Genomic DNA, 24,090 nt, shown 5'->3' with positions numbered 1-24,090 from the left:
CGTTACTTGCAGCTCAGTGCCACCAAGCCGTTGATGTTGCCCGTCGTCGTAGCCGGAATGCCGTACGACACGATCAGATACGGTTGCTTCGCATTCGAACCCATGACCGTGCTCATCAGAGTCGACTTCGTTTTGGAGCTCAGTTCCGTGAGGCCGACGGAAGAAGTCCCGACGAACGACTGGTTCTGGTCGTTCCCGATCGAGTACTGCAGATTCAACGTGTAGTTGATGGCCGTATTGCCGAACGTGTCCGTTCCGCTCGTCAGCGTCGCCGTAGCGCCAGCCAGCGAACCCGGCGCCGTATTGCCGTCCGCCGACGTTGGACGCGTTGCAAAGGCGAGCGAACATTGCATCTGCACAGGGGAGGTCACATCGATTGCAACCGGTACGCCGACTGCCCAGACCTGGCCTTGATTGGCGTTATACGTAGCGCCCGACGAATCGGCGCCGTCCGCCCAGCGGCCAATCGCGATGTCGCCATTTCCAGCGAGGTCCGTCACGACCCCCTTCGTCAGCGTTTTGATCGTGCCCGACGAACCATACGGAATCGCGACATACGCACCCGGCGCCTGCTCCTTGAGCGTCGATACAGGCTGAGAGAGGGCCGCCAGCGTGTAATTCCCGTTCAGCATCTGCCCGCCATTCCACGACGCGGGCGGCATCAGAACACGAACCGTCGAAACCTGGCTCGAGATCGATTGCGATTGCCCTTCCACACGAATCCCTGACGAAGACGACGCGCTGCCCGACTGTGCTCCGTTCGACGACGCGCCACTCGATGCGGCATTGCTACTGCTGCCACCATCGTCACCGCCGCCACATGCGCTCAGGCCCAGCGCAGCCACCACCGCAAACGTTGCCGTTACGGCTTGAAAAACACGACGCTTCTCGTACACGCTCTGCATAGTCTTTCCCTCTTCTCTTTCTCGATCGACAAATAACACCCGAGTCGCAACATGTCGTTCCGCTCGGACCGCTCCTACTGCTTAGAACAACGTGCTGACCTGGAACAGCAGCGTCGGCGAACTTGTCTTGAAACCCTGCGGCCTTGACAGCGGGAATCCCAGTGACACGTCGTAGTTCAGCGCCGCGCCGAGCACATTCTTCGGTGCGAGGTTGCCGCGCACGCCAACTACAGCGCCGGCCAACGTTTCGCCAAGCAGGTACTGTGCTGCCGGCCCGCGCACGCGCCCGGTATCGATGCCGGCATACAGGGCCTGCGTGCCAACCGGCGTCGGCACGTACCAGTCAAGTTCGTTGGAAACGACCCAGCCGCTCTCGGCAGCCAGCGTCAGTTGCTGATCGAATCCGCGCACGGCGTAACGCGTGCCGATCGTGAAATAGTCGGAAGGGGTCAGTGGCGTACGTGCGTTCTGCATGTTCCAGCCGAACTGGTACGAGAATGTTTGATCGCCTATCTTGAAAGGGACCTGTGCACTGAGGCTCGCCAGCTCGATCTGTGTCTTGCCGTCGAAGTCGGGCGTGCCGACCACCGTGCCCGAATTACTGGACAGGCCCGGCAGCGATGCGCGCCAAGCGAGCGAGCCGTCGAGGACAACATCGCCGATGTACTGGCGATGCGCGATGCCGAGCTCGTAACCGATGATGTCGCGATGCTGCACGGGAAGATCGACACCATCCAGCGAGTTGCGACTGATTTTGTGAAACAGGTTGCCGTGAAGCTCCGTACGCGCGTGAGCGTTCCGATAGATCACGCCCGACAGGCCAGCCTGAAGCTGTGATTGCACGCCGCTATATTCGATCGGCGCATCGAAGCCGGCCACCGTCTGCTTATAGCGCGAGCGGCTCGCGCTCAACGTCAGCATCGAATAGCCAATCGGCACGCTATAGTTCGCAGACACCGACTGGTTGCCCTTGTCGGACGCGCCAAAATTCGCATTCGTCGTGCCGGCGATTTGCAACTGGTCGTAGAGGTGGAACGGCGAGTCGAACGTGAACGAGCCCGACAGTTCGTACCTGCCCGTGGAATCGAGGCCCGCGTTGTCCGTACCGAGAACGGCATGCCAGCGCTTGCCGGTTCCGGGGTGAAAGACGAGTTCGGAGTCCCCCGGATTCAGGCCCGGCGCGATGTCGAACGTGGCATCGGATTGGGATTGAAGACGACGCAGGTTCTCCAGCCCTTGATCGATGTCGCGCTGGTTCAGCAGCACCCCGTCCGAAGTGGGCAACGCCGCGCGCAACCAGCCGATTGTGGGCTTGTCTGCTCGGACCTCGCTAATGCGCCCCGGCACAACGCGCAGCCTCAACGTGCCCGATTGCAACGTTTGCGTCGGTACGAGAATGCGAGACGTCACGTAACCGCGCTCTATCAGCGCATTGTTGGCTGCATCCTGGATCTGCTTGAGTGCGGTCTTGCCGACACACTGACCCACGACCGGTTGAAGGAAACGCGCGAGCCAGCCGAACGTATTGTCTTCCAGCGCGATTTCCTTGATTGGAAAACACGGATTATCGATCGGCAGGTTCGTGACGCTGGGGATCGAAGTCTTCTCTCCTGTCGGCGTCAATACGTTGGGGCGCGGATTCAGCTCCTTGGTAGCCTCAAGTTGCTGCTGCTGCAAACGCTGGATTTGTGGGCCGGACGTAGTTTCGGATGGCGGAACGCCTTGGGCCAGCGCAGAAACGCTCGCCAACGCCGAAATCAACGCTGCCGAAGTTTCTCGTTTCTTCACTTGTTAGCGGCGTAATTGTTGGTCTCTCGCGCTGCAATCTATCGAAATATTCGCCCGTGCATTGTCAGGGATTGCAAAGACGGTTGATCGATTGACCGCCCAGGTCCGATGCTGTAGAGACTCCCTTGACCCGATAACTTCTATTACAGCAGCTGCAATCGCCCATTCTAATTTAACGATTAGAAACATTTAAAATAGTTAGCCATCCACGCATTTATAGACGCCAGAAGCACCGTTCCCTCCGCCTCCTTCGGCACCTCAGAGCATCGAACACACGGCTCTCTCTTTGCTTTTCTGCAAAATCAAGTCTTGCCGTTACAGCGCTCCCGTTTCGCAAATTAATTTCAAGACAGTCGCGAACTGTTTTTTGCCAGCAAGCTCGATCACTTAAGCAATCTCGTCAAGCAAAAATCTTGACAGAATTAACTTTTTCATCGGTTTTTTATTCATTGAAATGCTGATTCGTCCACGGTAATCGCACACATCAACGTGTCGCGTATCTACAACGGTCCCTGCAAGGGCAAAGCCGAGTTCGACACCGCTTCTCAGTTTTCTCGGACACATATCACCTTCCCAAGCACGGCCGGCTACGGCCGCTCCGCCGCTGCATTTCCGCATCGGTGCATCTCGTTCAGGAGTTTCCGTGATCTCTGATCCCCCTACCTTTGTGCTGATCGGGCTGGGCCTCGCGCTCGTCGCCATGTTCGCGGTGGGTTTCTATTGGCTCGCCACCAAGAACCTGCCGACACGCCCACATTCCCCCGTCGCTCCGCCGCTGGCTCTCGACGCTGCCGTCCCGCGTGCCGTCGATGTCGACGAATTCGAAGAATGGGAAGCGTTCGCCCCGTATCCCGATCACGTCGTCCACACGGCGCATGAAACCAGCGACGAATCGGGCGATAGCTATCCGCCGCTCGGCCGGCGCGAAGAACCTGCCTACGCGTCCTCTGCAACCGAAGCTCGCCACGACCTGCACGACGCGATCGAATCGTTCATGGGTGAACGGCAAGCCTGATCCGGCGCCAACCAGGGCCGCCGCACCGTCATCGTCCGGGTCATCAATCCGTTGCCCGCGTTGTCTGTCCTCGCGTGTCGACACGCGCAATCGCGCCCGCAACCCGGCAGCACGATCGGCAGCGTTGCGGGGGCGACAGGTGGCATGGCGGCCTCCCTCGCCGGTGCGGAAACCGAAGCAGTCGTTGGCTCCATCGCCGGACCACTTAGTAGTGGACGGCGTAACATCCCGATTGTGATGGCATCCCACGCGGCGCTAGGCGCCGTGTCGGCTACGGTCCAAAACTACGTCAACGTGCAGTGTCCGGGCTATGACCCGGCGCCGGTTTCGCTGTATCTGTTCACGCTTGGCAATTCGAGTGGTGAGAAGGGGAACGGGACTTGTCAGCGGCATGCCCGGATCAGAACTTCGCGGAACTCATCCCGCGTCGGCGCCACCACTTGGACATGCAATTGATGCGGCATCAAACACCGCCAGGGCCATCCATCGGATTCGAGCGCGGGATCCGCGAGCTCCTTAGCATGAACACTCCTCGCAGTCGCCCAAGCCACACTCGTGCTAGCGGTTACACGAACATGCCGACTTGACGAGAAACGTCTGGAAAATATCGGCCAAGGCGCTGATTTCTTTGGCCCGCCCTACACGATTCGAACGTGTGACCTACGGCTTAGAAGGCCGTTGCTCTATCCAACTGAGCTAAGGGCGGTCGAGGGAAAAAGACACGGCCACAAAACCCGGGCCGCATTTGACGCGAAAGGGCTTTGAGCACAACACGGCACCAGCCGAATTCAAAGCCCCGAAACGAAACGGGCCCGGCATGAAGCCGAGCCCGAAATTATACCCGATCATCGCGACAAATCACGCGCGCCGCGCGACCGGCACCGCACCCGTCAACCCGGCTGCGGATGCAGCATGAACCATCCGAGGCAGAACACCCCGGCAATCACGCAATACAAGCCGAACGAAGCCAGCCGCCCGCGGCCTTCGAAATAGCGCATCAGGAATCGCACGCTCAGATAAGCGGCAATGGCCGTCAGCACGCCACCGAGCAGCGCGTCGGCGAGCTGGTCGCGCGCATGGAACAGCTTCGGCAGTTCGAGCACGCCGGCGGCAAAAATGATCGGCGTGCCGAGCAGGAACGAAAACTCCGCCGCCTTCTCCGCCGTCAAGCCGGCCGCGTTACCGGCGATCATGGTCAGGCCGCTGCGCGAGAAGCCCGGAATCAGCGCGCCGATCTGCGCAAGGCCCACGAAGAACGCCTGCTTGAACGTCATCTTCTCGGGCGGCTGGTGCGCACGGCTGCGCTGAATCCGATCGCCGATCCACAGCAGCACGCCGTTGATGATCAGCGCGATCGCGACGATCCGCAGGTCGTGGAACACGCGCTCGATGCGCTTCTCCAGCAGCAGCCCGACGATCCCGGTCGGAATCGTGCCGATGATCAGCGCCCACATCAGGTGCCCGTCGTCGTTCTTGCGGCCGCCGAGCTGCGCGAAGAAACCGCTGATCAGCGCGATCCAGCGTGCGCGGAAATACCACAGCAGCGCGAGCGCGGTGCCGAGGTGCAGCGCAACGAGGAACGGCAGCAACTGCGGCGCATGCTTGTCGATGTGCATGCCGAACAGCGCCGGCACGAGCAGCGTGTGGCCGAGACTGCTGACGGGGAAAAGTTCGGTGACGCCCTGCAGGACGCTCAGGAATACCAGAAACCAGAGACTCACGCGTCGGTCCTTTTAGTGGTGATCGATCGGGAAGAAAAGCGGACGACGCATCGCGCGTCCGAAAAACGCGCCCCGATTATGCCGAGCCACGATTACTGCGCCAAGGCATTTGGCGGGATATTGCGGCAATGCACACAAACGCTTGCAATTTGTAAGCGCCAAGAAAGCAAAAAGCCCGCCATTTGCATGGCGGGCCTTGCGATTCCGGCAGAAATTGCCGTCAGCGGCCGAGCTGATAGAAAAACAATACCGTGCTGCCGGTGAACATGCCGAACAGTGCGATTCCCATTGCCATTGCCAGATCCATGGCCCCCTCCACGAAGTGTCATGACCCGGCAACATCACCGGTTTACAGGCATTATCCAGACCGTCGGCAGTCTGAAAAACTCGCGATTTCCCGAGAAGGGTTTTCCCCGACCGTGTCGCGGCCCGATAATGGAGCGCGCCATCGCGCATCCGCCCACCCGTTCATATCGATTCGCCATGCCGATCTTCCAGCAGCACGACATTCATGAACTTCACGCCGGCCCGTCGCTCGTCAGGGTCGCCCCGCAATTCGGCGGCCGCCTGCTGTCGTGGCACGTCGACGGCGAGCCGGTCATCTTCTGGCCGGAAGCCGCCGACTGGAGCAACCTCGCGCGCGTGCGCGGCGGCAATCCGCTGCTGTTCCCGTTCCTCGGCCGCCATCGCGTCGACGGCGAACTGGGCCGCTGGCGCGATGCCGCCGGCATCGTCCGTGACCTGCCGATGCATGGTTTCGCGCGCGACCTGCCGTTCGCGGCCCAACCGTCGGCAGACGGTGCCGCATTGTCGATGACGCTCGAAGCGAACGATGCGCTGCGCGAGAGCTACCCGTTCGATTTCCGGTTCGAGACGACCTACCGGCTCGCCGACGCGCACACGCTCGACGTCGCGCTCACCACGACCAACCGCGGCGACACGCCGCTGCCCTACTACGCGGGTCACCATTTCTACTTCGCGCTGCCGCACGGCGAGCGCGCGCAAACCACGCTCGAACTGCCGCCGACGCGCCGCTGCATGCAGCGCGCCGACGGCTCGATCAGCCCGCTCGAACCCGGCGAAGCGTCGTACAGCCTCGGCGATCCGGACATCCTCGACCGCTTCCACTGCCTGGATGGCGCGCCGTCCACGCCGGTGCGCATCGTGATGCCGGGCCGCGGCCGCACGATCGAGATCGCGCTCGACGTCCCGGGCTCGATCCCGTGGTACGCGGTCACGACGTGGACGGAAAAGCCGGAATCCGACTTCTACTGCGTCGAACCGTGGCTCGGCCTGCCGGACGCGATCCACAACGGCCTCGGGCTGCGCATGCTCGCACCGGGCGCGACCGAAACGGCCGCGCTGCGGATCCGCGTGCTCCCGCTCGCCAGCTGACGCCGGCCGCACCGGTGGACCGGTGCGCCGGCGGCGCCCGCGGCCCGAAACTGCGTTGCCCGGGTCGAACCCGTTAAAATCGGACGTTTTGTATCACCTGCCGCGTCGCGCGCGGCGGGGTTTTGCGAGGTTCAATGTTCGGAACAACAACGAAGCGGCTGTTCGCGGCCGCCTGCGCCGCGCTGCTCGTCGCATGCGGCTCCGCACCCGTCGGCCCGGGTTATTACCGCGTCGAGCGCGGTGACACGCTGTACAAGATCGCGCGCGAGAATCGCACGTCGATGGCGAACATCGTGCGCTGGAACCAGATCTCGAATCCCGACGCGATCGAAGTCGGCCAGGTGCTGCGCGTCGCGCCGCCGCCCGGCACGACGACCGCGTCGACCACCGGCACCGGCAGCGCGGGCCGCAGCCGCCCCGCGCCTTCGGCGCCGGTCGAATCGGCCGTCAAGCCGGCCACGAGCATCGCGCTGATCTGGCCGGCCGCGGGCAACGTGGTGCGCAGCTTCGACGGCTCGAAATCCAAGGGCATCGACATCGCGAATGCCGCGGGTACGCCGGTGCTGGCCGCCGCGCCGGGCACCGTCGTCTATGCGGGCAACGGATTGCGCGGCTACGGCAACCTGATCATCCTCAAGCACAATGCCGATTACCTGACGGCCTACGCGCACAACCGCGCGCTGCTGGTGAAGGAAGGCCAGTCGGTCACGCAGGGGCAGACGATCGCGGAAATGGGCAACAGCGACAGCGATCGCGTCGCGCTGCACTTCGAGCTGCGCTACGGCGGGCGCTCGATCGATCCGGCACGCTACCTGCCGGCGCGCTGAGCACGTCGGCGCCGAACAGGGACGACACGCGATGCCGGCATGCACCGCATGTCGTCGCGAGGCAGATCGGGAAGGTTGTGTCAGCGCTTGCGCAGACGGCCGATGAACCGGCCGGACAACGGATCGACGCGGCTGGCGAACACCACCAGCACACCGATTCCGAAGAGGCTGAACCCCGCAGCTATCAAAAGCAAATCCATGGTCTCATCACTGTTTTGTCATGATCTTATGCGTCATAGCCGAATCGTGCACTGAGCCGCCCGCGTTGCACGAGTCCGCACATTCCCCTATCCATCAGACGCCATTGTCGTTTCGGTCGCGTTAAACACCGATGTAATCCATCGACCGATGCCGGCGATCGGCGCCAAGGAGACTCTCGATGCTGCCAGCCGCCGACTGCTACGACAACCTCCTCTCCCGCTTCGCGTGGGACGTTCCGGCCCGCTACAACATCGGCGTGGACGTCTGCGACAAGTGGGCCGACGGCAGCGGGCGGCTCGCGCTGATTCACGAAACGGCGCAAGGCGACGTGTCGCGCGTCACGTTCGACGACCTGAGGAATGTTTCTAATCGTTTCGCAAACAGCCTCGCGCGGGCGGGTTTGCAACGCGGCGACCGGATCGCCATCTTCCTCGCGCAGGGTCCGGAAACGGCGATCGCCCATCTCGCCGCGTACAAGCTCGGCGCGATCGCGGTGCCGTTGTTCATGCTGTTCGGCGCCGACGCACTCGAATACCGGCTCGAGAACAGCGAAGCCGCCGCGCTCGTCACCGACGCGGCCGGTTACGAGAAGATCGCGCCGCTGCGCGCGCGACTGCCGGCGCTGCGCACGTGCTACTGCATCGGCGACGATGTGCCCGATGCGCCCGGCGTGTTGCGCTTCGATGCCGCACTCGCGGCCGAATCGCCGGATTTCGTGCCGGCGGACACCGCTGCCGACGATCCGGCGTTGATCATCTACACGTCCGGAACGACCGGCAAGCCGAAAGGCGCGCTGCATGCGCATCGCGTGCTGCTCGGCCACCTGCCGGGCGTCGAGATGTCGCAGCAATGCTTTCCGCGCGACGCGCGCCTGTTCTGGACACCGGCCGACTGGGCGTGGATCGGCGGGCTCCTCGACGTGCTGCTGCCGTCATGGCACCACGGTGTGCCCGTGCTCGCACGCCGCTTCGAGAAGTTCGACGGCGAAGCGGCGTTCGCATTGATGGCGCGGCATGGCGTGACCCACGCGTTCCTGCCGCCGACCGCGCTGAAGCTGATGCGCGCGGTGCCCGCGCCGCGCGAGCGTTACGCGCTGGCGCTGAAATCGGTCGCGAGCGGCGGGGAGACGCTGGGCACCGAGCTGACGGCCTGGGGACGCGACGCGCTCGGCGTGACGATCAACGAGTTCTACGGGCAGACCGAATGCAACATGGTGTTGTCGTCGTGCGCGGCGCTGTTCGATGCGCAGCCCGGGGCGATCGGCAAGGCCGTGCCCGGCCACGCGGTCGCGATCGTCGACGAGCACGGCACGCCGCTGCCGCCCGGCGTCGAGGGACGCATCGCCGTGCGCCGCCCCGACCCGGTGATGTTCGTCGAGTACTGGCGCAATCCCGCTGCCACGCGCGACAAGTTCGCGGGCGACTACCTGCTCACCGGCGACACCGGCACGATCGACACCGACGGCTTCGTGCGCTTCGTCGGCCGCGACGACGACGTGATCACGAGCGCCGGCTACCGGATCGGCCCGGGACCGATCGAGGACTGCCTGCTCACGCATCCGGCGGTGCGGATGGCGGCCGTCGTCGGCGTGCCCGATCCGACGCGCACCGAAATCGTCAAGGCGTTCGTCGTGCTGAACCCCGGCCATGTCGGCGACGACGCGCTCGTGCAGGCGCTGCAGGCCCACGTGCGCACGCGCCTGGCCGCGCACGAATATCCGCGCGCGATCGCGTTCGTCGACGCCCTGCCGATGACGGCAACCGGCAAGATCGTCCGCCGCGCGCTGCGCGACGCGTGAACCGGGCGCATGCCCGCCGCGCGGCGCGGCCGGCCGCGCGCCCGGATGGTTTATAGTGGCGCCCACGCAGTCTTTTCAGCTCATCACCGATGTCCTCCGACCAACACGAAACCGCCGCGGGCGCGTCGCACAGCCCGCTCTACGCCAAACTCCTCGGCGAAACCGCCAAGATCGACTGGTGCGATCTCGAGCGCTTCTTCGCGCAGGGCAAGCTGCTGTCGGTCGCGCGCGATCTCGATCTCGTCAGCGTCGCGGAAGCGATCGCCGGCGACGACGCCGAACAAGTCACGCGGTGGCTGTCGGCCGGTCTGGTCGCGCGCATGCCGGCGGAAACCGCGGCCGATTTCGCGGCGCGCAATCCGGAGTTATGGGCGGTCGTTGTGTCGCCGTGGGTCTGCGTGCAGGAACGCGCCTGACCCGCTCGCCATGTCCGAATCCGCCTTGCCGCACGGGGCCGGCATCGGGTCGGCCGCCGTCTCGCACCGGCGCGTCCTCGCACTCGCCTTCCCGATCGTCCTAGCGAACCTGACCCAACCGATCCTCGGCGCGGTCGACACGGCCGTCGCCGGCCACCTCGACGGCGCGCAGTATCTCGGCGGCGTCGCGCTCGGCGGACTGTTCTTCAACTTCGTGTTCTGGGGCTTCGGCTTCCTGCGCATGGGCACGACCGGCCTCGTCGCGCAGGCGCATGGCGCCGGCGACGCCGCCGGCATCCGGCTCAACGTGCTGCGCGCGCTGATCGTCGCGTTCGCGCTCGGTGCAGCCGTGCTCGCGTTGCAGGTGCCGCTGCTGTCGTTTGCGCTGACCGCGCTGGGCGGCAGCGATGCCGTCCGCGCGACGGCGCTGGCCTATGGCCACGCACGCATCTGGAGCGCGCCGTTCGCGCTCGCGAACTATGTCGTGCTCGGCTATCTGCTCGGCGTGCAGCGCGTTCGGCTCGCGCTCGTTGCGCAGGTCTTCATCAATGCAGTGAACATCGGTGCCGTGCTGCTGTACGTGTACGGCTTCGACTGGGGGATTGCCGGGATCGGCGCGGCAACCGCGACCGCGGATGCGTGCGGCTTCGCGCTCGGCGCATGGATGCTGTGGCGGCTGCGCCCGCGCGGCCTCGCGCCGCTGGCCGCGGGTGCATTGGCGGATCGTGCGGCGCTCAAGCGGCTGATCGCGCTCAACCGCGACATCTTCCTGCGCACGCTGTGCCTGCTCGGCGCGTTCGGCTGGTTCGCGCACCTGGGCGCCCGACAGGGCGACGCGACACTCGCGGCCAACGCATTGCTGCTGAATTTCCAGACTTTCATGGCATACGGGCTCGACGGCTTCGCGCATGCGGCCGAGGCGCTCGTCGGCGCGGCAGCCGGTGCGCGCGACCGCGCCGCATTCCGGCGGGCCGTCCAGGTCACGCTGCTGTGGTCCGCGCTCGGCGCGCTGCTGTTCGCGCTCGTCTACTGGGCGGCCGGCGGCTGGATCGTCGCACGGCTGACCGACCAGGCCGCGATCCGCGCGGTCGCGCTGCAATACCTGCCGTGGGCGGCGATCTCGCCGATCGTGTCCGTCTGGGGCTTCCTGCTCGACGGCGTGTTCATCGGTGCGACGCAGACGCAATCGCTGATGCGCGCAATGGTCGCGTCGTTCGCGATCTTCATCGCCGCGACGCTGGTGGCTGTCGGCCCGTTCGGCAATCACGGGCTGTGGTTCGCGCTGCTGCTGTTCATGGTTGCACGCGGCGCGACGCTCGCGCGCTACCTGCCTGCGCTCACGCGGCGAATCGGCGCCGACGTACCCACGGCCGGCGCCTGACGGCCGCGCAGGCAGGCCGATCGCGTTATTGCGCTGGTGACGTTGCGGGTGCCGATGGCGCCGGCTCACCGAGCATCGACGGGGGCGTCATGTCGGTCGGCACGCCATGGTAATCGGCCGGGTCTTGCGGCGGGTGGCCGCGACGAGCCTGGCGGGGATCGCTGGAACAGCCGGCGAGAATGGACGCGGCCAGCACGGCCAGCATGAGACGGGTCATCGGGAAGGCTCCGGAAAATGGCGCGCCCATCGCGCGCCAGGACCGCGCCGAGTCTAGCGGAATTCCGGGTTAGGGGTTGTCCCGCGCATGTCCTACCATGTAGCCATGGCGCTGTGCCGTTGAAAGGAGGCTGCCATGACGTCTGAAGAGATCGCGGGCCTGATCGGCCTGTTCATTGGCCTGATGGTGCTCGTCGCCCTGTCGTATTTCGAGTCGCGCGAATACAAGCGCAGCCATGGCGGCGAAGGGATGATCCACCACTGGATGGCCGAACACCACCTGCTCGACTGGCGGCGCAAGCACTAGGCAAGCCTGCCCTGCCGTCCGGGCCGCCGCGAGTGCGGCCCGTTCCGAACGTGCGCGCTGCCGCACGTTGGAGAGCGCGTATCGCCAAAATTATCGGGGCCGGATATACGACGATCGTCAGCACGAACCAACGCCGTCGCGCGGCAGCCAGCCATGCGACGGCGTTCGTTCATGTGCGCGCCATTGCCGGCGCGCTGCGATCGGAGCGGCTCAGCCCAGGAAGTGCCGGGCGTAGCGTGCGTTGATGTCCGACAGCCGGAACAGCGTCAGGAAGTCCGCGCAGTTGAAGTCGGGATCCCATGCCGGCGCGCCGCAGATCTTCGCACCGAGACGCAGGTAGCCCTTGATCAGCGGCGGCGGTGCAACGACGGTGCCCGTCTGCAGTTCGTCGACCGGCAGCGCCGTGTGAGGGAACGCGCGATATTCCGGCGCCGTCAGCGAGTTGGCCGGCAGCGACTGATACAGGTTCGCCGCGTAGTGCCCGCCGTCGGCCATCGACACGCTCGCGCAGCCGAGCATCGTCTCGTAGCCGTTCTGCATCATGTACGCGCCGAGGCCGCCCCAGAGCGCCATGATGACGGCGCCGCTGCGGTAATCGCTGTGCACGCACGAGCGGCCGACCTCGACCATCTTGCCGCGCAAGTGCGTGAGACGCGACAGGTCGAATTCGCCTTCGGCGTACAGACGGCCCACACGCGCGGCCTGGTGCGGCGGCAACACGCGGTACGTGCCGACCACCTTCAGCGTATCGAGATCGCGCACCAGCAGATGATCGCAATAGGCATCGAACGGATCGACGTCGAGACCGGACGGGCCGCTGACCTGCGCGCCCATCTCTTCGGCGAACACGGTGTAGCGCAGCCGCTGGGCCTCGCGCAGTTCGTCTTCCGTGCGCGCCCACGCGGCACGCAGACGGTACTCGGATGTGACGGTTTCAGCGGCGCGCGGCAGATGACGTCGCGACGTGTCGAGGGGAAGCGAGGCAAAGGGTAGCGTAGGCGTCGGCAGTTCTCGCATTAGGCTTTCCTGGTCGTAAGGAATAGGACGACATGCCAGCCAATGTAGTAACCGGTCGTTACCGTTCTGTGGCACGACCGTGTCCTTTCAATGACGTGTCGCCGAATTGACTTTAGCAGAAAGCTCGCGAAACCGTATGAACAAAGCCTTCAATCCCGTTCAGACAAGGTCCGGCGTCAACACTGCGCGCAGTACGGCCTGACGGCTGCCGTCGCGCGTGCGGCTCGCGAGCCACACGATACCGCCCTTCTTGACGCTCCAGCTGTCGTCGTTGCCGGCGATCAGCTGCGCCGCGACACTGCCCAGCGTCGGCTGGTGTCCGACGATCACGACCGTCGGCGCGATGCCGTCGGGCCAACCGGCCGCCGTCAGTACGTCGTCGACGCTGCCGCCCGGGGCGAGCGCATCGATGGTCCGATACTGGTCGGTGAGCGCCTCGACGGTCTGCACGGTGCGCGCCGCAGGGCTCGCAAGGATCACGCTGTTCGACTCGAGCCGGTTGCGCAGCCATTTGGCCATCGCCTGCGCTTCCTTGCGACCGCGGGTCGTCAGCTGGCGGGCGAGGTCGTTTGCCGCGTAGTCTTCGGCTTCGGCGTGGCGCCACAGGATCAGGTTCATCATGATGTTCTCCCATACTTCGACGAATGATCTGACGGCACACCCGCGGGCCGGACGATCATCCTTCGAATTGTTGCCAATCGTAAGCGATTCGTGATGACGCGCGCCTTATATAAAACGTGATTGACCCGGCAACCCATTAGACGATAGAATCTTTGGCTCGTCGGAGCGTAGCGCAGCCTGGTAGCGCATCTGATTTGGGATCAGAGGGTCGAAGGTTCGAATCCTTTCGCTCCGACCACGAGATATACGACAAGGGTTGCAAGCCATCGCGCTTGCAGCCCTTTTTCGTTTGGTCAGCCGCCTGCATTCGCCGGCGGCGCTGCACCGCCCTTCAGCGCGCGCACGAAACTTGCTGGAACACGCGATAATGTCCGTGACCAACCCGCAACCGCGCATGAAAAACCACGTTTTCAAGACCGCCCTGCTCGGCGCGCTGCTCGCAATCGGCACCTCGGGCGCGCCCGGCGTCGCATCGGCCAAGTCGCTCGACGACGCGCTCGACTGCCATTCGAACGGCCACAAGTTCGTCGCGCCGCTGCTCGCGGCGGGCGACATCCAGTCGGAGCCGATGCACGTCGAATCGAATTCGGTGAACGCATTCCGCACGAACCATCCGCTGACCGCCTATGGCTTCGGCGTGTATGTCGTGCTCGGCTACCAGGCGAACGACCCGATCTTCCGGCCCGGCGACGGCGCGCCGATCGGCGACTGGGCATACGGCGTCGTGGTGCGCGGCACGAAGAGCGCAGTCGAACAGGCCGTGCGCAAAGCGGGCAGCGATGCGACGGTCAAGCAGGCATTCCCGTTCCTGACCGCGATCGTGTGCTCGGACTGAGCGCAGCGCCACGCAGAACCAGACGGCGCAAGCGCGCCGCCGGCGTGCCGGCGCGTCACGCGCCCGTGTAAACCACGCGATACGGAATACCGACCTTCTCCCACTCGGCCGCTTCCTGGCTAAGGCTGTAGTCGGTCAGCGGGTTCTGCTCGACCCAGGCGCTCGGCAGGCGCACTTCATACCCGCCCTTCTTCATCTGCGACACGGAAATGTCCGGCAGCCCGGCATCGGTCCGGCGCCGGCACAGCAGCGCCGCGAGCCGCAGGCAGAACAGCAGCGGCCATTCGACGTCGCGCGCCTGCGACAGCTTGCCGAGCTTGCCCGCATGGCCGAGCACGAGCGCGGCAAGACGTGCCTGGTCGGTGCGCGAGAAACCGGGCATGTCGGCATTGCTCGCGATATAGGCCGAATGCTTGTGATACGAGCTGTGCGAGATCGACAGGCCGATCTCGTGCAACGCGGCTGCCCACCCGAGGAACATCCGGCCTTCCTCGCGCTCTTCGTCGTCGGCTTCGTCGAGCTCGTCGTAAAACCGCACCGCAAGCGCACCGATGCGCTCGGCCTGCGCGCGATCGACGCCGTAGCGGCGCGTGAAGCCCTCGACGGTCACCGCGCGCATGTCCTCGTGCTGGGTCCGGCCGAGCAGGTCGTACAGCACGCCGAGACGCAGCGCGCCGTCGGTCGTGTCGACGTAGTCGACCCCCAGCTCCTCGAATACCGCGAGCATGATCGCGAGGCCGCCGGCGAGCACCGGCACGCGATCGGGCTTCAGCGCGATCAGCTTCAGCCGGTTCACGTTCTCGGCCTTGATCAGCGCGCGCTTCAGCCGTTCCAGCCCGCCGCGCGAGATGCCATGCGTGATGCCCGCGTCGTTGAAGCCGTTCGCCTCGACGAGCTCGGCGAGCGCACGCGCGGTGCCGGACGAACCGATCGCCTGGTCCCACCCGGCCTTCTTGTACTCGCTGGAAATGATCTGGATCTCGCGCTTGGCCGCGAGTTCGGCCTGCCGCATCGTGTATTCGTCGACGTTGCCGGCCGGAAAGAATGCCCGGCTATGGCTCACGCAGCCGATGTAAAGGCTCTCCATCACGATCGGCGTGTAGTGCGAGCCGATGATGAATTCGGTCGAGCCGCCGCCGATGTCGACGACGAGCCGCTTGCCGGCGCTCGCCGGCACCGAATGCGCGGCACCCGCGTAGATCAGGCGCGCCTCTTCGCGGCCCGCGATCACTTCGATCGGAAAACCGAGCGCCGCTTCGGCCTCGCCGAGAAACTCGCCCGCGTTCTTCGCGACACGCAGCGTGTTGGTCGCAACCGCGCGCACATGGTCGGGATGGAAATCGCGCAGGCGCTCGCCGAACCGCTTGAGCGCCTCCCAGCCACGCTCCTGCGACGCGCGATCGAGCATCTTGTCGCTCGACAGGCCCGCGGCCAGTCGAACGGGCTCGCGCAGCGCGTCGACGGGATAGATCTGGCTGCCCGCCGGCGTTTCCTCGACGCGCCCGACGATCAGCCGAAAGCTGTTCGAGCCGAGATCGACGGCAGCCAGCAAGTGGGGGGATGTAACCATCAGAAGGGGGCTCCGTGCGCGTTCGCCCGCGGCAGCCGGCCGGCCGCGCTGAGCGATCAATCAAAGGCGACATTTTAAGCGTGGAACGCTTGCCATTGCCACGCTTCACGGGCATGTACACGGGTAGATTGTATATGGCCGAAACATTTATGAGACGAAACGGTTCCGGCGTAGAATTTCCCGATATAAATACATCATCGTCATCAGCACGTCATCGTACCGTGAGAGTTTCCGAGCGTCCTTTCGAATCATCGCCCGAATCATCCCCTACTCTGCCGATGTCCGTCCGTTATCCGCTTCTCAATCGTGAACTCGGCATCCTCGGTTTCAACGAGCGCGTGCTGGCCCAGGCGGCTGACCCGCAAATTCCATTGCTCGAGCGACTGCGCTTCATCTGCATCACCAGCAGCAACCTCGACGAATTCTTCGAAGTCCGGATGGCCGGCCTGCAGGAACAGATCCGCGACAACCCCGGCGCACTGACACCCGACGGCATGTCGCTGCAGCACGCTTACGACCTCGTCGTCGAGCGCGCGCAACGCCTCGTGCACCGCCAGTACACGATGCTGCACGAAACCGTGCTGCCGGCGCTCGAACAGGAAGGCATCTACTTCCACGCGAGCGACACGTGGAACGACGAGCAGCTCGAATGGGCACGCCGCTACTTCCTCGATGAACTGCTGCCCGTGCTGACGCCGATCGGGCTCGATCCCGCGCACCCGTTCCCGCGCGTGCTGAACAAGAGCCTGAATTTCGTCGTCGAACTCGAGGGCCGCGACGCGTTCGGCCGCCAGGCGGTGATGGGCATCGTGCAGGCGCCGCGCGCGCTGCCGCGCGTCGTGCGCATGCCGCAGGCGCTGTCGGGCTTCGAGCACGGCTTCGTGCTGCTCAGCTCGTTCATGCAGCGCTTCGTCGGCGAACTGTTCCCGCAACTGGTCGTGAAGAGCTGCAACCAGTTTCGCATCACGCGTAACAGCGAGCTGTTCGTCGACGAGGACGAAATCACCAACCTGCGCGTCGCGCTGCAGGGCGAACTGCCCGCGCGCCACCTCGGCAACGCGGTGCGGCTCGAAGTGTCGGCCGACACGCCGGCGCATATCGTGCGGCGCCTGCTCGACGAAAGCCTGCTCGGCGAGAAGGACTGCTATCGCGTGGCCGGCTCCGTGAACCTCGTGCGGCTGATGCAGATTCCCGATCTCGTGGATCGCCCCGACCTGAAGTTCGCGCCGTTCGCGGCATCGATCCCGCCCGCGATCGTCAACGCGCCGACGATGTTCGACGCCATCGACGACGGCGACATCCTGCTGCACCACCCGTACGAAAGTTTCCAGCCGGTGCTCGAGCTGCTGCAGCAGGCCGCGAAGGATCCGAGCGTCGTCGCGATCAAGCAGACGATCTACCGCACCGGCACCGATTCGCCGCTGATGGACGCGCTGATGGAAGCCGCGCGCAACGGCAAGGAAGTGACCGTCGTCGTCGAACTGCTCGCTCGCTTCGACGAGGAAACCAACATCAACTGGGCGTCGCAGCTCGAAGCGGTCGGCGCGCACGTCGTGTACGGCGTGGTCGGCCACAAGTGCCACGCGAAGATGATGCTGATCGTGCGGCGCGTCGTGCAGCACGGCAAGGCATCGCTGCGCCGCTACGTGCACCTCGGCACCGGCAACTATCATCCGCGCACCGCGCGCCTCTACACCGACTTCGGGCTGATGACGGCCGACCAGAAGATCTGCGAGGACGTCCACCACGTCTTCCAGCAGCTGACGGGAATCGGCGGCGAGCTCACGCTGCACGAGCTGTGGCAGTCGCCGTTCACGCTGCATCCGCGCATCATCGAATCGATCCGCGCGGAGATCGACAATGCGCGTGCCGGCAAGCGCGCGCGCATCGTCGCGAAGATGAACGCGCTGCTGGAACCGTCGGTGATCGCCGCGCTGTACGAAGCGTCGCAGGCGGGCGTCAAGGTCGACCTGATCGTGCGCGGCGTATGCGCGCTGAAGCCCGGCGTGCCGGGGCTGTCGGAGAACATCACGGTGCGTTCGATCGTCGGGCGCTTCCTCGAACATCACCGCATCTACTATTTCCACGCGGGCGGCGCCGAGGACGTCTATCTGTCGAGCGCGGACTGGATGGACCGCAACCTGTTCCGTCGCGTCGAAGTCGCGTTCCCGATTCGCGATCGCAAGCTGAAGCGCCGCGTGATCGCCGAAGGGCTGTCGGTCTGCCTCGGCGACAACCAGTCGGCCTGGCAGATGCTGAGCGACGGCCACTACCGCCGGCGCCGCGCGGGCAAGACGATCCGCAACGCGCAACTCGGGCTGCTCGCGAAGTTCTGTTCGTAGGCACCGGGCGGCGCGCGGTTTCGCGTGCCGTGCCACCCAACGAAAAAGCACAGCCCGAGGGCTGTGCTTTTTCGTTTCCGAGGGGATGCCGATACAGGGCCCCGGAATCGCGTCACGCGCTCATGCTTCGAACGCAGCCGGCCGGATCGCGATGATCCGCGACGCCGGGAAACGTGCGGTGAACGTGCTGCCGCGCCCTTCCTCGCTCTGCACGTACAGGTGCGAATCGTGTCGCTGCAGCACGTGCTTGACGATCGCGAGGCCGAGCCCCGTGCCGCCCGTATCGCGCGAGCGGCTGCGGTCGACGCGGTAGAAGCGCTCGGTGAGCCGCGGCAGGTCGGCGGCCGGAATACCGAAGCCGCTGTCGGTGACGGAGAACACGCCCTGCGCGCCTTCGCGCCGCCATGACACGACGATCTTGCCGCCGTCCGGCGTATAACGGATCGCGTTGGTCACGAGATTCGCGAACGCACTGAAGACTTCCGTCTGCGCGCCCGTGACGCCGAGCGTCTCGTCGATCGTGAACGTGATCTCGTGATGCCCGTTCGACAGCGTGCGTGCATCTTCCTTCAGATGGTCGAACACGGCGCGCATGTCGATCGCGTGATCCATCGGCGGCTTGCTTTCGCCCTCGAGCTTCGCGAGCACCAGCAGATCGGTGACGATGTGCCGCATCCGCGACGCCTGCTGCTCCATCATGTCGAGATAGCGCGCGCGATCTTCTTCGTTCAGCGGCAGCTCGCGCATCGTCTCGAGAAAACCCGACAGCACGGTAAGCGGCGTCTTCAGTTCATGCGACACGTTCGCGACGAAGTCGCGCCGCATCGCGTCGGTCCGCTCGAGCTCCGTGATGTCCTGCGTGAGCAGCAGCTTGCGGTTCTCGCCGTACGGAAACACCTGCACTTCCAGCACGTTCTGCCGCGAGTCGCCCATCCCGCGCATCACGAGCGTCTCGTCGTAATGCTGCGCGTTCAGGTAGCGGACGAATTCCGGATGACGAACCAGATTCGTGATGTGCTGGCGCAGGTCGCGTTTCGCATCGAGCCCGAAATGCACCTCGGCGATCGCGTTGCACCATTCGATCTGGTCATGGTCGTCGAGCATCGCGACGCCGTTCGGCGACGCCTGGATCGCCTGGATGAAGCGCGAATGCTGCTGCTCGACCTGCCGCACCTGCGCATGCCACTGCTTCGCGAGCTTGTGCAGCCGGTAGTAGATTTCGCCCCAGATGCCCGGCGCGCTCGGCACCTCGCCGTAGACGGGCGCATCGAGCAGACGCCACAGGCGTTGCGTATGGAAGGTACTGAAGAAGCCCTGCGCGACCAGCATCACGACCGCGAAGCCGAGGCCCGCGATCGGGCCGGCGAACACGCCGACCAATACGCTGATCAGCACGAGCAGCACGAGCGACACGAGAAAGCGCGCCCAGATGATGTTCATGATTCAGCGCCCGAAAGAATGAACGGCATGCCGTGGCACACGGCATGTCCGGATACGTTACGCGTGCTTGGCGAGTCGGTAGCCACTGCCGCGCACGGTCTCGATCATCGCATCGCAGCCGGCCGGTTTCAAGGCCGCGCGCAATCGTTTGATGTGGACGTCGACGGTGCGCTCTTCGACGAACACGTGATCGCCCCACACCTGGTCTAGCAGTTGCGTGCGGCTGTGCACGCGTTCCGGATGCGTCATGAAGAAATGCAGCAGGCGGAATTCGGTCGGGCCGAGATCGAGCTTGATCTCGCTGCCGTCGCCGTGCGCGGCGACCCGGTGCGTGGCCGGATCGAGGCGCAGCCCGTTGATCGACACGACGTCCTCGGTCAGCTGCGGCGCGCGGCGGCGCAGCACGGCCTTGATGCGCGCCATCAGCTCCTTCGGCGAGAACGGCTTCGTCACGTAGTCGTCCGCGCCGATCTCGAGGCCGAGCACCTTGTCCTGCTCGTCGCCGCGCGCGGTCAGCATGATGATCGGGATGTGCTTGGTCCGTTCGTTGTTGCGCAGGTCGCGCGCGAACGCAATGCCGGACTTGCCCGGCAGCATCCAGTCGAGCAGCACGAGATCGGGCAGCACGTCGCTGATCAGGTTCTGCGCCTGCTCCGCGTTGTACGCGCGAATCGGACAGTGACCGGCATGCTGAAGATTCACCGAGATCAGTTCGGAAATCGCGGGTTCATCTTCAACGACGAGAATGTTGCTGGGCATCGGCACCTCTGTTCTTCCTTACGGAGTCGATTAACTGTTGGCTTCGCGATCGAGCATGTCGCGCGGCTGGTGCCGCACGTCCGTGCCCTTCACGATGTAGATGATGAATTCGGCGATGTTCTTCGCGTGGTCGCCGATCCGCTCGATCGCCTTCGCGATGAACAGGTACTCCAGGCCGACCGAGATCGTGCGCGGATCTTCCTGCATGTACGACACGAGCTTGCGCACGAACGCGCGGAATTCGAGGTCGATTTCCTTGTCGTCCTTGACGATCTGCGCGGCCGCCACCGTGTCGAGGCGCGCGAACGCGTCGAGCGCGCGGCGCAGGATCGTCACGGCCATCTCGCCCGACACCTTGATCTCCGCGATGTTCACCGCACGCGCGGCCGGCTCGTCGACCAGGCGGCGCACGCGCTTCGCGATCTTCTCGGCCTCGTCGCCCGCGCGCTCGAGGTTCGTAATCGTTTTCGAAATCGACATCAGAAGGCGCAGGTCGCGCGCGGCCGGCTGCCTCCGCGCGATGATGTTGCCGCACTCCTGGTCGATGTCGACTTCCATCGCGTTCAGCGTTTCCTCGGCCGCGATCACCTTCTCGGCCGCCTCGCGGTCGAACTCGTTCAGCGCATGCATCGCGCCGACGATCTGCGACTCGACGAGCCCGCCCATTTCCAGCACTTTCGACGACACGGCATTCAGGTCCGCGTCGAACTGGCTCGACAGATGTTTATCCGACATGGTTGTTGTTCTCCGTCATCAGCCGAAACGGCCGGTGATGTAGTCTTCCGTTTCCTTGCGCACCGGCTTGATAAAGATCTTCTCGGTGTCGCCGAATTCGATCAGCTCGCCCAGGTACATGTAGGCCGTGTAGTCCGAGCAGCGCGCGGCCTGCTGCATGTTGTGCGTGACGATCACGACCGTGTAGTCGCTCTTCAGCTCCGCGATCAGCTCTTCGATGCGGCCCGTCGAGATCGGATCGAGCGCCGAGCACGGCTCGTCGAGCAGCAGCACTTCCGGACGGATCGCGATACCGCGCGCGATGCACAGACGCTGCTGCTGGCCGCCGGACAGCCCGTAACCGCTCTGGTTCAGCTTGTCCTTCACTTCGTTCCACAGCGCGGCCTTGGTCAGCGCCCACTCGACGCGATCGTCCATCTCCGAGCGCGTGAGCTTCTCGAACATCTTCACGCCGAACGCGATGTTGTCGTAGATCGACATCGGGAACGGGGTCGGCTTCTGGAACACCATGCCGATGCGCGCGCGCAGCAGCGAAATGTCGCGTTTGGTGGTCAGCAGGTTCTCGCCGTCCATCAGGATTTCGCCTTCGGCGCGCTGCTCCGGATAGAGCGCGTACATCTTGTTGAACGTGCGCAGGAGCGTCGACTTGCCGCAACCCGACGGACCGATGAACGCCGTCACCTTCCCTTCGGGAATGCGCAGGTTGATGTTCTTCAGCGCGTGGAACTTGTTGTAGAAGAAGTTGAGGTTGTTGACCTCGATCTTCGCGTTCAGCGGCGCCAGCGGACGGCCATTTGCCGCATCTTGCGTGCCGGCGGGCGCAGCGGCGCGCTCGACGGGATTCAGGTGGCTTTCTGCCATATTCATCGGATTGCTCCGCCGTTACTTTTTCGAGAAGATCGAACGCGCCAGGATGTTGAGTCCGAGCACCCCGAGCGTGATCAGGAACACGCCCGCCCATGCGAGCGACTGCCATTCGGCGAACGGGCTCATCGCGAACTTGTAGATCGTGACGGGCAGGTTCGCCATCGGTTGGCTCATGTCCCACGAGAAGAACTGGTTCGACAGCGCGGTAAACAGCAGCGGCGCCGTTTCGCCGGCGATCCGCGCGACCGCGAGCAGCACGCCCGTCACGATCCCGCCGACCGATGCGCGCAGCGTGATCTTCAGTACCATGCGCCACTTCGGCGTGCCGAGCGCGACGGCCGCTTCGCGCAGCGCGTTCGGCACGAGCTTGAGCATGTTCTCGGTCGTGCGGATCACGATCGGAATCTGCAGCAGTGCGAGCGCGATCACGCCGGCCCAGCCCGAGAAGCGCCCCGACTTCGCGACGACGATCGCATACACGAACAGGCCGATGACGATCGACGGCGCCGAAAGCAGGATGTCGTTGATGAAGCGGATCGTGCTCGCCAGCAGGTTCTTCTGGCCGTATTCGGCGAGATAGACGCCCGCGAGGATGCCGATCGGCGTGCCGACGAGCGTGCCGAAACCGCACAGCAGCAGGCTGCCGACGATCGCGTTCGCCAGGCCGCCGCCTTCCGTGTTCGGCGCCGGCGTCGATTCGGTGAACAGCTGCAGCGACAATCCGCCGACGCCCAGATGCACCGTCGTGTAGAGAATCCACACGAGCCACAGCAGGCCGAACGCCATTGCAGCGAGCGACGCGGTCAGCGCGATCGCGTTGGTCACCTTGCGCTTGCGCTGCAGGCGATTGCGCATCGCGTCGAGCACGGCGCCATTCGGCCCCGGGAAATTCATGACGGGCTCGCTCATTTCTTGCCCTCTCCTTTCTCGAGACGAAGCAGCAGCAGTTTGGAGATGGTCAGCACGATGAACGTGATCACGAACAGGATCAGGCCCAGCTCCATCAGGGCGGACGTATGCAGGCCCGGTTGCGCTTCCGCGAATTCGTTCGCGAGCGCCGACGTGATGCTGTTGCCCGGCGCGAACAGCGACACGCTGTCGAGCAGGTTGGTGTTGCCGATCACGAAGGTCACGGCCATCGTTTCGCCGAGCGCGCGGCCGAGGCCGAGCATCACGCCGCCGATCACGCCGGTCTTCGTATAGGGCAGCACGACCTTCCACATCACTTCCCACGTCGTGCAGCCGATCCCGTACGCCGATTCCTTCAGCAGCACGGGCGTGACTTCGAACACGTCGCGCATCACCGATGCGATGTACGGGATGATCATGATCGCGAGGATCACGCCGGCCGCGAGAATGCCGATGCCGATCGGCGGGCCCGCCGTCAGCGGACCGAGCACCCACACGTCCTTGAACAGACGGCCGATCGGCTTCTGGAAGTATTCGGCGAAGATCGGCGCGAACACGAGCAGGCCCCACATGCCGTACACGATCGACGGAATCGCCGCGAGCAGCTCGATCGCGATGCCGAGCGGGCGACGCAGCCACACGGGCGCCAATTCGGTGAGGAACAGTGCGATGCCGAAGCTGACCGGCACCGCGATGATGAGAGCGATGATCGACGTCACGATCGTGCCGTAGATCGGCACGACTGCGCCGTAGATATCCGAGTTCGGATCCCACTCGGTTTGCCACAGGAAACCGAGGCCGAACTTCTGGATGGTCGGCAGCGACGCAATGATCAGGGAAACGATGATCCCGCCCAGCAGCAGCAGGGTCACGATCGCGGCCAGCCGTGCGAGGCCGCCGAACAGAACGTCTCCGAGACGGCTCGGCGCGCGTTGCTGCGCGGCATCGGACCGGGAGGACGTGTAGGAAATATCAGACATGGGCGCCTGTTCTGGATCGCCGGGCGCCGTAACGCCCGGCCTTAC

22 protein-coding genes and 2 tRNA genes are annotated in these 24,090 nt (G+C 64.6%); 10 read left to right on the top strand and 14 right to left on the bottom strand.

Going from position 1 to position 24,090, the window contains the following annotated elements:
- Positions 1-2 precede the first annotated feature (2 nt).
- Both HW466_RS07620 and HW466_RS07615 read right to left on the bottom strand, forming a co-directional pair.
- The gene (locus tag HW466_RS07620; RefSeq protein WP_151003615.1) at positions 3-905 is read right to left on the bottom strand and encodes a hypothetical protein; all 903 of its coding nucleotides are present in this window, start codon (positions 903-905) and stop codon (positions 3-5) included.
- Between the two features lie 81 nt (positions 906-986).
- A complete protein-coding gene (locus HW466_RS07615; RefSeq protein WP_170296623.1) occupies positions 987-2,693 on the bottom strand; it encodes a ShlB/FhaC/HecB family hemolysin secretion/activation protein in 1,707 nt (568 codons plus the stop codon).
- 643 nt (positions 2,694-3,336) lie between these two features.
- Here HW466_RS07615 and HW466_RS31860 point away from each other — a divergent pair.
- Positions 3,337-3,708, top strand: coding sequence for a hypothetical protein (locus HW466_RS31860; RefSeq protein ID WP_239005795.1), 372 nt, complete (start codon positions 3,337-3,339; stop codon positions 3,706-3,708).
- A gap of 629 nt (positions 3,709-4,337) precedes the next feature.
- Here HW466_RS31860 and HW466_RS07605 read toward each other — a convergent pair.
- Positions 4,338-4,414: transfer RNA gene (locus HW466_RS07605), tRNA-Arg, on the bottom strand.
- 184 nt (positions 4,415-4,598) lie between these two features.
- Entirely contained in the window at positions 4,599-5,429 is an 831-nt protein-coding gene (locus HW466_RS07600) for an undecaprenyl-diphosphate phosphatase (protein ID WP_151003617.1), read from the bottom strand.
- Between the two features lie 483 nt (positions 5,430-5,912).
- On the opposite strand from HW466_RS07600, the gene HW466_RS07595 reads away from it, so the two are divergent.
- From HW466_RS07595 to HW466_RS07575, 5 genes are all read left to right on the top strand, one after another.
- Entirely contained in the window at positions 5,913-6,824 is a 912-nt protein-coding gene (locus tag HW466_RS07595) for an aldose epimerase family protein (RefSeq protein ID WP_059798399.1), read from the top strand.
- A gap of 134 nt (positions 6,825-6,958) precedes the next feature.
- Positions 6,959-7,651, top strand: a complete 693-nt coding sequence (locus HW466_RS07590; RefSeq protein WP_059546162.1) for a peptidoglycan DD-metalloendopeptidase family protein — start codon at positions 6,959-6,961, stop codon at positions 7,649-7,651.
- A 379-nt stretch (positions 7,652-8,030) separates the two neighbouring features.
- Positions 8,031-9,650 (top strand): acyl-CoA synthetase, encoded by a 1,620-nt coding sequence (locus HW466_RS07585; RefSeq protein WP_151003619.1) that lies wholly within the window; start codon positions 8,031-8,033, stop codon positions 9,648-9,650.
- Between the two features lie 89 nt (positions 9,651-9,739).
- The gene (locus tag HW466_RS07580; protein WP_059449343.1) at positions 9,740-10,066 is read left to right on the top strand and encodes a DUF2288 domain-containing protein; all 327 of its coding nucleotides are present in this window, start codon (positions 9,740-9,742) and stop codon (positions 10,064-10,066) included.
- A gap of 10 nt (positions 10,067-10,076) precedes the next feature.
- Complete coding sequence (locus tag HW466_RS07575; protein ID WP_174905871.1) at positions 10,077-11,447, top strand: MATE family efflux transporter; 1,371 nt, start codon at positions 10,077-10,079, stop codon at positions 11,445-11,447.
- Positions 11,448-11,472: 25 nt separating this feature from the next.
- On the opposite strand, the gene HW466_RS07570 is transcribed toward HW466_RS07575, so the two are convergent.
- On the bottom strand, positions 11,473-11,664 hold the full coding sequence (locus tag HW466_RS07570; RefSeq protein ID WP_081053352.1) for a hypothetical protein: 192 nt from the start codon (positions 11,662-11,664) through the stop codon (positions 11,473-11,475).
- 135 nt (positions 11,665-11,799) lie between these two features.
- Between HW466_RS07570 and HW466_RS07565 the strand changes: the two genes are divergently transcribed.
- On the top strand, positions 11,800-11,970 hold the full coding sequence (locus HW466_RS07565) for a hypothetical protein (RefSeq protein ID WP_167357983.1): 171 nt from the start codon (positions 11,800-11,802) through the stop codon (positions 11,968-11,970).
- A 210-nt stretch (positions 11,971-12,180) separates the two neighbouring features.
- Here the strand turns inward: HW466_RS07565 and HW466_RS07560 are convergent, their stop codons facing one another.
- On the bottom strand, positions 12,181-12,987 hold the full coding sequence (locus tag HW466_RS07560) for a GNAT family N-acetyltransferase (RefSeq protein ID WP_059449345.1): 807 nt from the start codon (positions 12,985-12,987) through the stop codon (positions 12,181-12,183).
- 159 nt (positions 12,988-13,146) lie between these two features.
- The gene (gene sixA, locus HW466_RS07555) at positions 13,147-13,608 is read right to left on the bottom strand and encodes a phosphohistidine phosphatase SixA (RefSeq protein WP_151004153.1); all 462 of its coding nucleotides are present in this window, start codon (positions 13,606-13,608) and stop codon (positions 13,147-13,149) included.
- A gap of 161 nt (positions 13,609-13,769) precedes the next feature.
- On the opposite strand from sixA, the gene HW466_RS07550 reads away from it, so the two are divergent.
- Both HW466_RS07550 and HW466_RS07545 read left to right on the top strand, forming a co-directional pair.
- Positions 13,770-13,846: transfer RNA gene (locus HW466_RS07550), tRNA-Pro, on the top strand.
- 156 nt (positions 13,847-14,002) lie between these two features.
- Positions 14,003-14,443, top strand: coding sequence for a hypothetical protein (locus HW466_RS07545; RefSeq protein ID WP_151004155.1), 441 nt, complete (start codon positions 14,003-14,005; stop codon positions 14,441-14,443).
- Positions 14,444-14,498: 55 nt separating this feature from the next.
- Here the strand turns inward: HW466_RS07545 and ppx are convergent, their stop codons facing one another.
- Positions 14,499-16,013 (bottom strand): exopolyphosphatase, encoded by a 1,515-nt coding sequence (gene ppx, locus HW466_RS07540; RefSeq protein ID WP_059449347.1) that lies wholly within the window; start codon positions 16,011-16,013, stop codon positions 14,499-14,501.
- A gap of 278 nt (positions 16,014-16,291) precedes the next feature.
- On the opposite strand from ppx, the gene ppk1 reads away from it, so the two are divergent.
- Positions 16,292-18,355, top strand: coding sequence for a polyphosphate kinase 1 (gene ppk1 / locus HW466_RS07535; RefSeq protein ID WP_059449348.1), 2,064 nt, complete (start codon positions 16,292-16,294; stop codon positions 18,353-18,355).
- A gap of 120 nt (positions 18,356-18,475) precedes the next feature.
- On the opposite strand, the gene phoR is transcribed toward ppk1, so the two are convergent.
- The 6 genes from phoR to pstC are packed head-to-tail and all read right to left on the bottom strand — an operon-like array spanning position 18,476 to position 24,045.
- A complete protein-coding gene (phoR, locus tag HW466_RS07530; protein WP_059449349.1) occupies positions 18,476-19,795 on the bottom strand; it encodes a phosphate regulon sensor histidine kinase PhoR in 1,320 nt (439 codons plus the stop codon).
- Positions 19,796-19,852: 57 nt separating this feature from the next.
- Positions 19,853-20,554, bottom strand: a complete 702-nt coding sequence (gene phoB, locus HW466_RS07525) for a phosphate regulon transcriptional regulator PhoB (protein WP_006750313.1) — start codon at positions 20,552-20,554, stop codon at positions 19,853-19,855.
- Positions 20,555-20,584: 30 nt separating this feature from the next.
- On the bottom strand, positions 20,585-21,289 hold the full coding sequence (gene phoU, locus HW466_RS07520; RefSeq protein ID WP_059449350.1) for a phosphate signaling complex protein PhoU: 705 nt from the start codon (positions 21,287-21,289) through the stop codon (positions 20,585-20,587).
- Between the two features lie 18 nt (positions 21,290-21,307).
- A complete protein-coding gene (gene pstB / locus HW466_RS07515) occupies positions 21,308-22,156 on the bottom strand; it encodes a phosphate ABC transporter ATP-binding protein PstB (protein ID WP_059449351.1) in 849 nt (282 codons plus the stop codon).
- A gap of 15 nt (positions 22,157-22,171) precedes the next feature.
- Entirely contained in the window at positions 22,172-23,065 is an 894-nt protein-coding gene (pstA, locus tag HW466_RS07510; protein ID WP_059465600.1) for a phosphate ABC transporter permease PstA, read from the bottom strand.
- Positions 23,062-24,045 carry a phosphate ABC transporter permease PstC gene (pstC, locus tag HW466_RS07505; RefSeq protein WP_059506089.1) on the bottom strand — a complete coding sequence of 328 codons (984 nt, stop codon included), beginning with the start codon at positions 24,043-24,045 and terminating at the stop codon, positions 23,062-23,064. Before pstC ends, pstA begins: the two co-directional genes overlap by 4 nt.
- Positions 24,046-24,090 lie beyond the last annotated feature (45 nt).

Origin of the sequence: Burkholderia territorii, from assembly GCF_902833055.1 — a bacterium.
In the GTDB taxonomy this organism is placed as follows: Bacteria; Pseudomonadota; Gammaproteobacteria; order Burkholderiales; family Burkholderiaceae; genus Burkholderia; species Burkholderia territorii.
This window is presented reverse-complemented; position numbering and strand designations above follow the sequence as displayed.

Excerpts from the sequence above, each read along its gene's own strand:
- HW466_RS07570 (WP_081053352.1), bottom strand. The coding sequence starts at position 11,664 with ATGACCCGTCTCATGCTGGCCGTGCTGGCCGCGTCCATTCTCGCCGGC.
- HW466_RS07580 (WP_059449343.1), top strand. The coding sequence starts at position 9,740 with ATGTCCTCCGACCAACACGAAACCGCCGCGGGCGCGTCGCACAGCCCG.
- phoU (WP_059449350.1), bottom strand. The coding sequence starts at position 21,289 with ATGTCGGATAAACATCTGTCGAGCCAGTTCGACGCGGACCTGAATGCC.
- HW466_RS07575 (WP_174905871.1), top strand. The coding sequence starts at position 10,077 with ATGTCCGAATCCGCCTTGCCGCACGGGGCCGGCATCGGGTCGGCCGCC.
- HW466_RS07595 (WP_059798399.1), top strand. The coding sequence starts at position 5,913 with ATGCCGATCTTCCAGCAGCACGACATTCATGAACTTCACGCCGGCCCG.
- ppk1 (WP_059449348.1), top strand. The coding sequence starts at position 16,292 with ATGTCCGTCCGTTATCCGCTTCTCAATCGTGAACTCGGCATCCTCGGT.
- phoR (WP_059449349.1), bottom strand. The coding sequence starts at position 19,795 with ATGAACATCATCTGGGCGCGCTTTCTCGTGTCGCTCGTGCTGCTCGTG.
- pstC (WP_059506089.1), bottom strand. The coding sequence starts at position 24,045 with ATGTCTGATATTTCCTACACGTCCTCCCGGTCCGATGCCGCGCAGCAA.
- pstA (WP_059465600.1), bottom strand. The coding sequence starts at position 23,065 with ATGAGCGAGCCCGTCATGAATTTCCCGGGGCCGAATGGCGCCGTGCTC.
- HW466_RS07560 (WP_059449345.1), bottom strand. The coding sequence starts at position 12,987 with ATGCGAGAACTGCCGACGCCTACGCTACCCTTTGCCTCGCTTCCCCTC.
- HW466_RS07590 (WP_059546162.1), top strand. The coding sequence starts at position 6,959 with ATGTTCGGAACAACAACGAAGCGGCTGTTCGCGGCCGCCTGCGCCGCG.
- pstB (WP_059449351.1), bottom strand. The coding sequence starts at position 22,156 with ATGAATATGGCAGAAAGCCACCTGAATCCCGTCGAGCGCGCCGCTGCG.
- sixA (WP_151004153.1), bottom strand. The coding sequence starts at position 13,608 with ATGATGAACCTGATCCTGTGGCGCCACGCCGAAGCCGAAGACTACGCG.
- ppx (WP_059449347.1), bottom strand. The coding sequence starts at position 16,013 with ATGGTTACATCCCCCCACTTGCTGGCTGCCGTCGATCTCGGCTCGAAC.
- phoB (WP_006750313.1), bottom strand. The coding sequence starts at position 20,554 with ATGCCCAGCAACATTCTCGTCGTTGAAGATGAACCCGCGATTTCCGAA.
- HW466_RS07565 (WP_167357983.1), top strand. The coding sequence starts at position 11,800 with ATGACGTCTGAAGAGATCGCGGGCCTGATCGGCCTGTTCATTGGCCTG.
- HW466_RS07585 (WP_151003619.1), top strand. The coding sequence starts at position 8,031 with ATGCTGCCAGCCGCCGACTGCTACGACAACCTCCTCTCCCGCTTCGCG.
- HW466_RS07545 (WP_151004155.1), top strand. The coding sequence starts at position 14,003 with ATGAAAAACCACGTTTTCAAGACCGCCCTGCTCGGCGCGCTGCTCGCA.
- HW466_RS07620 (WP_151003615.1), bottom strand. The coding sequence starts at position 905 with ATGCAGAGCGTGTACGAGAAGCGTCGTGTTTTTCAAGCCGTAACGGCA.